General features: G+C 32.4%; 10 protein-coding genes. All 10 read right to left on the bottom strand.

What is annotated here, in order from left to right:
- Nucleotides 1-117 precede the first annotated feature (117 nt).
- Entirely contained in the window at nt 118-1,401 is a 1,284-nt protein-coding gene (locus ABD963_RS15190) for an McrC family protein (protein ID WP_345278320.1), read from the bottom strand.
- A complete protein-coding gene (locus tag ABD963_RS15185; RefSeq protein WP_345278318.1) occupies nt 1,394-4,351 on the bottom strand; it encodes an AAA family ATPase in 2,958 nt (985 codons plus the stop codon). The genes ABD963_RS15190 and ABD963_RS15185 overlap by 8 nt, the downstream gene beginning before the upstream one ends.
- A gap of 120 nt (nt 4,352-4,471) precedes the next feature.
- Complete coding sequence (locus tag ABD963_RS15180) at nt 4,472-5,026, bottom strand: hypothetical protein (RefSeq protein ID WP_345278316.1); 555 nt, start codon at nt 5,024-5,026, stop codon at nt 4,472-4,474.
- A 340-nt stretch (nt 5,027-5,366) separates the two neighbouring features.
- On the bottom strand, nt 5,367-6,209 hold the full coding sequence (locus ABD963_RS15175; protein WP_345278314.1) for an NgoPII family restriction endonuclease: 843 nt from the start codon (nt 6,207-6,209) through the stop codon (nt 5,367-5,369).
- The gene (locus ABD963_RS15170) at nt 6,206-7,255 is read right to left on the bottom strand and encodes a DNA cytosine methyltransferase (RefSeq protein WP_345278312.1); all 1,050 of its coding nucleotides are present in this window, start codon (nt 7,253-7,255) and stop codon (nt 6,206-6,208) included. The genes ABD963_RS15175 and ABD963_RS15170 overlap by 4 nt, the downstream gene beginning before the upstream one ends.
- The gene (locus tag ABD963_RS15165) at nt 7,252-7,566 is read right to left on the bottom strand and encodes a helix-turn-helix domain-containing protein (RefSeq protein WP_345278310.1); all 315 of its coding nucleotides are present in this window, start codon (nt 7,564-7,566) and stop codon (nt 7,252-7,254) included. Before ABD963_RS15165 ends, ABD963_RS15170 begins: the two co-directional genes overlap by 4 nt.
- 294 nt (nt 7,567-7,860) lie before the next feature.
- Nucleotides 7,861-8,400 (bottom strand): TPM domain-containing protein, encoded by a 540-nt coding sequence (locus tag ABD963_RS15160; RefSeq protein ID WP_345278308.1) that lies wholly within the window; start codon nt 8,398-8,400, stop codon nt 7,861-7,863.
- 123 nt (nt 8,401-8,523) lie between these two features.
- Nucleotides 8,524-9,366 (bottom strand): hypothetical protein, encoded by an 843-nt coding sequence (locus ABD963_RS15155; RefSeq protein ID WP_345278306.1) that lies wholly within the window; start codon nt 9,364-9,366, stop codon nt 8,524-8,526.
- A 147-nt stretch (nt 9,367-9,513) separates the two neighbouring features.
- Entirely contained in the window at nt 9,514-9,987 is a 474-nt protein-coding gene (locus ABD963_RS15150; protein WP_345278304.1) for a DUF695 domain-containing protein, read from the bottom strand.
- Nucleotides 9,988-10,161: 174 nt separating this feature from the next.
- Complete coding sequence (locus ABD963_RS15145; RefSeq protein WP_345278302.1) at nt 10,162-10,794, bottom strand: hypothetical protein; 633 nt, start codon at nt 10,792-10,794, stop codon at nt 10,162-10,164.
- Nucleotides 10,795-10,891: the final 97 nt, after the last annotated feature.

Raw genomic sequence — 10,891 nt, 5'->3', positions numbered from 1 at the left:
TTTGGCAGTTCAATAAAATAATTGACAGTAAAGTCAGAAAGTAAAATTTTCTCAATGTTCTTATTTTCAAATGTGTGGCAACGTTCAGTGTATGGTGTCGTAGCATCCCGCAGGGTGCTATGCACTATACACATTGTTGGCACCAGTTTTTATTTCTTCTTTTATTAATTCATTATAAATCCTTTTTCCTAAATCTTTTTCTAGTCTTCCCTCATCATTGAAAAGATCAGTAAAAGCTACTTGACAATTCAAGCTTTTAAATTTCTCACCTCTAAATGGTTTCTTGTCAGAAGATTCTAAAGTTGTTTTTGGATAAAGTAAAATACTTAAGTCAGTATCATAGTGCAGATTGTAAACAAACATTTGCTTGAGGTCAGCGTCAGAAGGTTTATTGTCCTTCAAAACTTTCCACTTTGTGTCTATTACTAGTCTTTTATCTTCAGTTTCGACAATTATATCAGCTCTTAAACCTCTAGTTTCCCAAAAAGGTGTTCTATTTTGTTCTTTGACCTTAACAATTGGATTGTCTAAATCATTTTGTAATGCTTTTAATTTTCGATAAACGTAGTTTTCATAAAGCATATTCATGTCAAACATAATTGCTAATACGTTTTCATTACCACCCTTTAAATCAGGAGAATATCTTAAAATTATAAGTTTAGCTAACGTGATTGCTTGTCTATATCGTTCTGTATTTCTGTCAAACGTTAATTTCTCAAACCATTTTTCTGTTATGCTTTCTTCCGAGACACCTTCGAAATTTAAGAGTAGTTTGTTAATTCTAATATTGTGATTCGGATTGTGAGCGATTGTTTTTAAAACTAGCAAAGCCTTGAGCAATATTTGATTTAGTGTATTATCGGCATCAAATATTTTATGTTCGACAAAGAACCGTTCCTTATGAAAAGCATTTTTGCGAATGTGATTTGTGAAAAGAATTTTACCCTTTACCTTATTAAGATTCTCTTCAATAGGTCTATAGTTTTTTCTTAAGCCGTGTTTAAAAATCGTTTCAGTTTCAGATAAAAACAAGTCATAATAAAGGTCTAAAATAGATGCAGATTTAAGCTTTAATTTAGCATTGGAGATTGTGTTAAGCTTTATCAGTTTGCACTCTTTTAGCATTGTAATTAGTGCATTATGCCATTTATCTTTTGATGCTTTGTCTTCACTGTTATTATCCGCTTTTGGAAGTATTTCAATTGTAAGATTCTTAACTTGAATCACGCCAACATAATTATTGAACTTGATTCGTTTATTCCCTACAGAAAAGAATTTTTCCTTTGTCTTATATCCATACTTTTCAAGGGCATTAAAGTGAACCATTTTAAAAGTGGACTCTTCATCAACTTTCAAAGTATGATGTTCAAAAACTTGTAATATGTTTTTGGAACTACTCATAAATAGACTTGAAGGAATCTAATGTCCAACTAGTTGGATTGGTGAAATTGTAAATCGGTTTTTCGTCATATTCTTCAAAGTCCTCATAACTATCCGTAGAAAGAAACTTGATGGTATTTTTCTTAGTTTCTACAAATTCTTTCCCAATAACCAATAGTATTTTGCCCCAATCACCATAAAAGTATTCTTGTAAAAGTGGGAGAATTTTATTCTGAAAAATGGTTTTCATTTCTTTAAGTGGTTCCTTTCGATTTGTAATAGTCATAAAGTAGGAGTGACCAATACAATAATCTTTATCAAGTAGTTTCTCTATACGAGCATTTATGGCATTTAATAAAGCTTCTAAATCAATTCCTATGCATTTAAATTCATCCGTATTTAATTTCTCAGGCTCTGGATTCATTTCAATAAATGAAAATCTTCTTCTTAGTGCAGTATCCAAAGCTTCAACACTGCGGTCAGCAGTGTTCATTGTGCCAATTATGTAAAGATTGTTTGGTACGGAGAAATGTTTTTTAGAATAGGGAAGAGTAGCTTTTATTTCATTTGGTTTTCCTTCTCGTTTATCATCTTCAATAAGAGTTATCAATTCTCCGAAAATTGAAGAAATATTGCCTCTATTAATTTCATCTATGAAAATTGCGTAATTATTTGAGGAATCATTTCTAGCTCTATTACACATTTTTTGAAAAACACCCTCTTCTATTTTATAGGAAACATCACTTTCAGAAAGTTCTGGTTTAATTCCTTCAATAAAATCTTCATAAGAATACGATTGATGAAATGTTAGAAATTCGAATCGCTCAATTCTTTTATTTGGAACACTTTCAAAGTTTTCAATTTTCAATTTAAGTTCTAACAACTCTGGTGATTGTTCTTCAACTTCATTTTGAAGTATTTCCCATTCTGATTTTTCTGTCTTATTGAAAATCATAGGAGGCATTCTTCTTGCAACTTTTACGTGTTCACAATCTTCTACTGTATGACTTTGTAATTGACCCCAAATTGTTGGAGTAACGGTTGTAGAATTTGAAAGTTGAGCTTTTACTTGTACATATTCGTGATTGAAAATGTCTGCAACTTTTGTTTTTCCTAATTCTAAAACGGCTAAAGCTATCACTTGCCACCAAGAACAATTTTGAATTATGTCTTTTAGAAAGTCTTGTCTTGTAATTGAGCTTTCAGATGTTGTAAACATATCCATGAATTGATTTTTTAGGATATGTGTTTTACCCGTTCCTGGAGGCCCGTAAAGTATTGTGTTTAGGCTTAATTTCATGTTGTCATTGTTCATGATAGTTTCTTTAGATAATTCGAAAACATAGTTTTCAAATTCTGAATTATGATGTCTTATAAATCCAGATTTCGTTGTTCGATTTAGTTCATCTTTAATAGCTTCTGTAATTGAATCCCAGTCTTTGTTTGATGGCTCAAAATCTGTGTAATAATTATAAAATGGTTGTGGAGGATTGCCATCATAAGGCTCACTGCTATCAAGAAGTTTTTCCTTTGAAATAACCCCATAAACTCCTCTTGAATCATTTAAATATAGATTGAAGCTATAACGTTGTCCAACTGTAAAATTCAGTCGACTATCCCTGACGCTATAAACCACGCGTTCATCATTAGGCATAAGTCCTAATTCAGAATTAATTTTTCTGAGAAACTTGATATAATTTTCAAAAATTGAATTTTCAAATTTGTCTTTCGTTTCAAGAAATAGACTTCTCTTTTTATTAGTTTGATTGAAAATTTGATTTATATGGTCTTGTTTAGATAATTTGTGAACTGTTGAGCCATACCCACCGAGTTCGAACTCTTTATAAATGGGGGCATCTACAACTTTGACATTAAGTGTGTGACCCAAACCGTCTGGATCATGGCTGTATACTTCTCCATCTTTATTTTGTACAACTTCAAAGATGCCAACAATTGACAAAAAACCTTTTTTACCCTTCGGTGACCCACTTGCTTTAATAGCGACTTTGTCACCAACTTTTATATTTAAGAATAGCTTTAGTGCATTGTAAGAATTGCGAACTTCATTTTCTTCTTTCAGATATTCGACAATTTCAGCATCATCAGTTAAGTAGAAGTCACCTAAGTCAAGATGAGAAGCGAAGCCAACCGAAACGACATTGTTTTCTAGCATTTTTGGGAATACATCAACATCATTATTCTCTCCATATTTCGAGCCTATTAGATAATAATTTGGCTTCCGTTTGTAGCCAGTGATTATATCAAAATAGTGGATGTTTAGTATTTTGTTTCTGATGTATTTATAATTCTTATCATCCTCTTCTTTAATAATTTGATTCTCCGAAATCTTTCTTGCAAGTACGGTTCCTAAAGCCCCAAAGTATGTTCCCAAACTAAGGTGTTTTGGGGATGGTATAGTTTGATAAAAAGAACAAAGGCTATCATAATCATCATCTTTTTTTAAAACCTCACCTAGTATGTTTTTCCAATATTTATAATAAATAGGATAGGTGTCTGGCGATTGACAATGCTTAACAACGGAGAAAAGGTGTACAATAAATGACTTTAAGTTTTTGTTAAGGGTAAAATCAAAATCAATAAATTGTTTGGTTGCTTTTATCGTGTTGAATAATTCAAATAGCTTCAGCGTTTGACTATTGTCTAATGTGGTACCTTCTTTAAAGTTATTTATTCGGTTTGCAATTCGAATGATTCCGTTAATTTGGCTAATAAATAGGGAAAGCTTGTCTGTGTCAGATTCTTTAAATCTATACCTATCTTCTTTAAGCTTTGTAATTACATATTCAATATCGTCACGTACATTTTCGGATAGGCGAAAAGTTTTTTCTTCAACATTGTTTAACCAATCCTTTTCTCGATTAAATATTTGGTCGTAATCAATTTTATAGTCTTCAGTTATTTCAGAAAAAGATAGTTGACAATCTTGTATTACTTCTTTAAGTGTTTTCATTCAGTTCTTTTTCTAATTGGTGCCAACGGTCTTGGCTATGGTTTCGTTGCGCTTCTAGGAAGTTAATAAATTTCATTCAGGTTCAGCGCAATGAACTATAGCCGTTGTTGCCCACAGTATTTATTCCGTACTAATATTTAATTCAGTCCAATTTAGTTTATCGGTTTTTATTTCGGTTAAGTCAATTCCATTTTCAGTTAAGAACTTATCAAAATCCGAAATTTCTTCACTATTACTCGCTTTTAATTCGTCAAACGGAATGCTCAAAATGAATTTTTGGTTCTTTTCCGTTATTCCGAAAACATCATCATTAGTTGCTATTTTTTCTCGTAAATCATAATCGTTGTAAATCAGATATGTCGATTCTCCGTATTTGTCGATTGATATTCCGATTGAGTATTCAGCATAATTTTGGTCTTCTGGTGGTGTTCCTAAAAACCAATAAACAAGGTTGTGATAATTATAAGCAGTTAACAATTCGTTTTCAGGTAATTTAATTAACGTCCAAGGATTAAAATCCGCTTTTTTTATTGTCATATTTACAGGTTCTCCTGCACCAAATATTTCCGCCCATTCTTTGATTTTCGGTTTGATGTTTTTTAGGCTTTTTCCCTTAACTAAAACAAACCGATTGTAAGTTTCTTTTTCAGTCGTTTCTTTAGTAAATTCTGTCATTTTATTTAAAGATTTGGTTTGGGATTTACACGAAAAACTGGTCAAAATCAGAAGTGATATTAATATTCTCAAAGTTTTTCTCATATTGTGGGCAACGGTCTAGTGTATGAGCAGTAGCGGATTAAAAACCACTAACTTTTCGGTTAAACACTTACCTTTATTAATATTCATTTCCTTTCAATTTTGCACAAAACCCGCTATTGCTTATACACATTGTTACCCACTGGCTTTATTCCGTTCTGATTGTTTTTAAGCGTTGGCAAAGACATACTCTTTTGCAATTTTTGGCTTTAGCTTTGGCTGGTGCGAATTGCAAATGTGTATGGCTTTTAGCGATGGCTTATACACAAAGTTTTATTAGTTTACAATCCATTAATTTAGCAGGATTATTCGGGTCTTTTATTTGTTTATCTTCAATACTAAATCCATTTTCTTTTAATCCCTCAAGTTTCGTTCTGCTGTCTTTTGGGAAACTACTGTATTTTTCGGTTGGAATTATACAAATCAATTCAAAATCTTTGTCGGTTGTTTCGTGTAAATAGTTAAATACTTTCCTTGGGTTTTCGATTTGCCACATACCTCTAATTCTCAAATTCGTTATTCCCAATGGGTCAACTTGATTTACTCGACCCAATTCTTTAGTGTCTGCAAAAACGACATCTGGAATTGTTTTTATTCCGCTTGAAATTGTAGTTTTTATTCTTTGGTAGGTTTCGTGTTTGGCTGCATAAGAATTACCATAAACCATCCACAAAGATTTTAAACTTGTATCAGTTGTATGCCCAACACAATAAATTAAATCTTTAACAGTCCAATCTTCACACTCCTTGCATTCCTTTGTAATCATTGGACTTGTATGTCTTAAATCCGTTTTTGGATAACTACTGTTTAAAGCCAAACTTGAATTTGCACTTTGTGTTTTCTTAACTTCAATTGCATCTCCACCTTTTATCATTATATCTGGCGGATTATTTTGTGAACCTAACCAAGAAAATTTTTGATTATAGGTTTGCATTTTTTGCAATTCGTCAGGAACTCCAAAAGTTCCTGCAAAGGCATCTTTGATGTAGCTTTCAAGAGCGTCTCCCATTCCGTTTGCTCTATTTCTGCCTGAATACATAGCACGTATTTCAAAGTTCTTTTGATTTACGATATTGTAAATTGCTTCTAAAATATTTGTCATACTGCTAGTGCTTCTTTTACTTTTTTAATTGATTTTGGTTTTTCAGCTTTATTTTCGTTTGCTTTTAGTTGTTCTTTGATACTATTAGCTAAAAACTTTGCTAAATTAACTGGAACAGCATTTCCAATCATTTTGTAACCTGCTGCAACTTTTTTGTAATGAAAAATGAAGTCATCAGGAAAAGTTTGAATTCTTGCGCATTCTCTTATGCTTAATCTTCTGTATAAATGTTCTTTCCCTGGAACAAAAACTCGAACATTTTGTTCAATAAATTTCATTTTTGGTGCTTGCGGATGAATAGGTGCGTGTCGTCCACCTGCTTGAATTGTAAATGATTGTTCATCCCAACTTCTCACACGATTTCTTGACATAAAAATAGTTGAAAAACTACCAATCATATATTCGTGATTTGGAACAACACAATTTTCTCCATTAGTATTATTATACTCTAAAGCAGGTAAAACACCTTCTTTTAAGTCCGAAATTGCTGTATCTAATGTTATTTTAGGAAATGTTTCAGTAGGAAATTGATATTTGAAATTTAAGTCTTTTCTAATCCCAATAAAGAATACTCTTTTTCGGTCTTGGGGTACATTGTAATCAGATGCGTTTAACATTTGAAAAGAAAGTTCATACCCAATTCCTGCATTTCTGAAAAGTTCCTTAATTCCTTCCAATGCTTCTGAATGCTTGGAAATTAGCATTCCACTTACATTCTCGGCTAAAAAGAATTTAGGTTGCTTCGCTTCTAATATTCTAATGAAGTCGTAAAATAATTGACCTCTTTTATCTTTAATTCCTCTTGCAGCTCCGGCTTCACTCCAACTTTGGCAAGGTGGACCACCAATAATTCCGTCACATTCTGGAACTTCATCTGCTGGAATGTTAACAATACTTCTTTTATCAAGGATTGTGTTTGGGTGATTTTTTTCATAAGTTTCCCAAATTTCTCTGTCGTATTCGTTTGCCCAAATAACGTCAAAACCTGCTTTTTGGAAACCTAAATCTAGTCCGCCTGCTCCTGCAAAAAATGATACTATTTTCATATTACTTTTTCTTTTAATGTTCTTCTGTATTCTGCTTTTTCTTCCGCAACTTTTAAAAGTTGTTTAGTGCAGTTTGTTTCGTAAATCTGTTTCCCGATTTGGTCGGTAACATATTCATTTCTTAATTCAGTGAGGTCGAGTTTGAAGATTTTAGCAAGTTTTGGTAATCGCTTTTCATCAAAATCTCGTTTTCCATTCTCAATTTTGCTCAAGTTTGCAGAGTCCAAATTCAATTTAGCCGCAAGTTGAGTTAAAGTCAATTCGTTTTCGTTTCGTAAAAGTCGGATGTATTCTCCAAAAGTGGTTTTCATAAGACTTGTCATTTTTTGACAAATTTATAAATTTTATTTTGATTATTCAATTCGAGCGTTGGAAAATTTTAGCTCTTTTGGTTTTTTTAGCGTTGGATTTGTGTGTCGGCAAAAATCAAAAGTGCTAAAATGTGCGGCTGGTTTCAGCTTGTGGGTAACGGTCTCGTATAACCGTCAGTTACGGGTTAATATGCGTTAATTTTCGGTTTGACACCGACTTTAGCAATTCCGAGTGGATTCGGACGCAGTCGAATCCGCCGTAATTGCGGTTATACATTGTTGTACACAGTACTTTTATTTCCATTTTTCTATCAATTCAGTCACACCTTTTTTAATTCCATTATAAAATTCTCCATTTTTAAATTCAGGAATTATGGTTTGGTCAATTACATTTTTGCATATTTCGTCAGTCAAAATCAATTCAGTTCCCAATCCAGTTGCGATTCCGATTTGTCGACAAGGATTGCATACAACGATTGTCAGTCCGTTATTTTTATCAGCGTCCCCAATTCCCCATTCATTTCCTAAATCAGTCGCATATTTTTGGATATTCTGATATGGTTTTATACTTTCAATTGTTACCACAACAATTTGTCTTGTAGTTTCAATATCATAGTCATAAAGTACTTTCGATAATTCAGCTCGCTGTGATTCGGTAAATATTTTTCCGTAATCATTAATTATTCCAATTGGTTTCGGAAAAGTGTTTTTTACAGTTTCCGACAATTGAATTTCAGTCGCGGATTTTTTGATTTCAGTTTCCTGTGCTGAACCTTTGCAAGAAAGCAAATTCAAGGTCAGAAATAGGATTAATATTTTAGTTCCGATTTTCATTTCAGGTATTGTGTACAACGGTTTTGTGTATGATTAGTTGCGGGAAAGGACGCAAGTCATTTTCCGCCGTAACCGAAAGATAATTAATAAGATTGAATTTCCGAGTAGGTAATTCAGCCGCAATTAATTATACACGGTGTTGGCAATAGTTTTTATTCTTTTAGCTTTTCTAGAACTAAGGTTATTATTCTTCCCATCGTCGTATATTCTGTAAATTCTTATAGCCATTGTGTCATTCGGTGGTCTTGGGATATCATTATTTATAAAAAAGTCACTTTTGGTTGTCACAGATAGACTTTCAGTAATAATTGAATCTGTGACTTTCTGGTCAGCATAAACACTCAAATAAAACTTTTGATTCCGCCAATCTTTAGGTCCAAAAAAAGTTCCTAATTTCTCCCTAAAACTTTTGATGTCGTTTTCCAAATTTTTTAGGGAATTAGAAAATTCAGTTTTTCCAGTCAATTGATTATTATCGTAGGAAATGAAGATTTTCATTCCGTAAATTGGGTCTACTTTTATCAAATCAGTTGAATTGCTTTTTGGTAAAGTAAATTCAACTCTAAATTTTCTATTCAGATATTCATTATAGTTTTCAGTTTTTAGCATACTAAATTTATGAACACCATAATTGTTTTTAAGTGTCCCAAAAAGGCTATCCTTTTTTTCTGAAATTTGATAGTCAATTAGAACTTTGTTTGTAGTATCAATAAATTTTCCAGCCGAATTCTGTTCGAAAGTCTCTATTTCGAATTCAATTTGGGATTTGTTAGCTTTCCAGTCTGTTTTTTCGTCAGGTTCTCCTGTTAATTTCAAAACAAGACTGTCAGGATAAAAATGCCAAGTGCTGTATTCATTTTCTATTTCACGCCAATTCCCATTCAGTTCTTTTTCAGATGAATTTTGTCCACAAGAAAAAAGTAACAGAAGAAGAAAGATTTTCGGTATGTAAACTAATTTTTTCAAATTATTGCCAACGTGTTTGTATATGGAAATTTGCGTGTTTGCGTGCGAGGATTTTCCGAAGGAAAATCAGACGTAGCAAACGTGCAACGACCTTTGATTTAGCACAACACCAGCAATTTTTTATATACGGTGTTGGCGTTAGTTTTTTTATTTAAACGATTTATAAGTATTCCAATTTTGGTCAGTTTTGTTATAAGTTGTTAGCTCATATTTCGGATATTTCTTTTTTAATTTTTCCAACCTCACATTAAATTCCGCTAAATCTTTTGTGTAAATCACAAATTCTCTAAATCCAGAAGTCGTAATAGTAATTGGAACAATTGAATTCAAGTCCGATTCTAAAAAGTCAAATATATCGTCTTCGAGATTATCCAATTCAGGTTCGTTTTCAATGTCAGGTAATCCGTCGGCATTTGGCGATAACATTTTGAAAGCAATTCCGCAATTCGTTGAATAATTTTTATTTCCAGCTATTTTGTCGCACGCAACGTTTTTCCGCACAAACATTGGTTTTCCATTATTTTCTCCAGTCAAAACACTCCAACTTTCGGGAATTTCAGTTATTAATTCTGATGAATTTGATTCGTTTTTTTTCTTAAATAGATTGTCAAAAAATCCCATAATTTTAATTTCTGTTCGGTTTTCTCAAATTAACGCCAACGGTTTTGTGTATGGCTCGTTGCGGGAAATCAGCTATGATTTTCCGCCGTAACCGAAAGATAGCAAATTGCAATGAATTCCGATTAGGAATTCAGCCGCAATGAGCTATACACGTTGTTGCCAGTAGTTTTTTATTCATAAATGCATTAAATTCAGTTCAATCGTATTTGATAAAGTGTCTACTTTAAAATAAAAAGGTTCGGCTCTATTAATTTCGTTTCCGTTATGTTCAAAGTCAAATCCGCTTAAATTACGTTTCCAAATTCCTTTTTCAGATTTCGATTTTATTCCGTTGTAAATTTGTTCCGTAATATGTTTTTCTTCTGATTCTTGGTATTTAATTTTAAGTCCGATTGAATAATCAGAGTCAAAAGCTCCTTCTGTGTGTTCGATTAAATTTTCCAAAATCTCAAAGTCATTCGGAATGGTCAAATCAGTTTTTTCTCTGATAAGTGGCTCAATTCTTTCTGAAGCTAATTTTTCGTCAGGTTTGTTCATCGTTCCAGCAAATAGGTAAACCATAAATCCGACAGCGAAAATTGGCGTTAATGCGGTTGATAATAATGCAAAACCAGTCTTTTTTTTGCCTTTTATTATCTGCCAAATAGATGAAATTATGAGTATCAGAACAGAAAAAGCAAATAAATTAAACCCAAAATCAGTATTTGGTAAAATAATTCCAGTTATAAAAATAATGAAAGATATTCCGAAAAAGAGTAGCGGAATCCACCATTTAATAACTAAATATTTCTTTAAAAGTTCTGTCATTCTCAAATTACTGGCAACGGTCTCGGCTATGAACAGTTGGGGATTTTCGCCTTAGCTTTTCAGTTTAGCACTGACTCTAGTTTTATGTTTATAGTTT

It is taken from the genome of Litoribaculum gwangyangense, from assembly GCF_039543505.1.
Classification (GTDB): Bacteria; Bacteroidota; Bacteroidia; order Flavobacteriales; family Flavobacteriaceae; genus Litoribaculum; species Litoribaculum gwangyangense.
The sequence above is the reverse complement of the archived record's forward strand: the minus strand, read 5'-3'. Positions and strand labels throughout refer to the sequence as shown.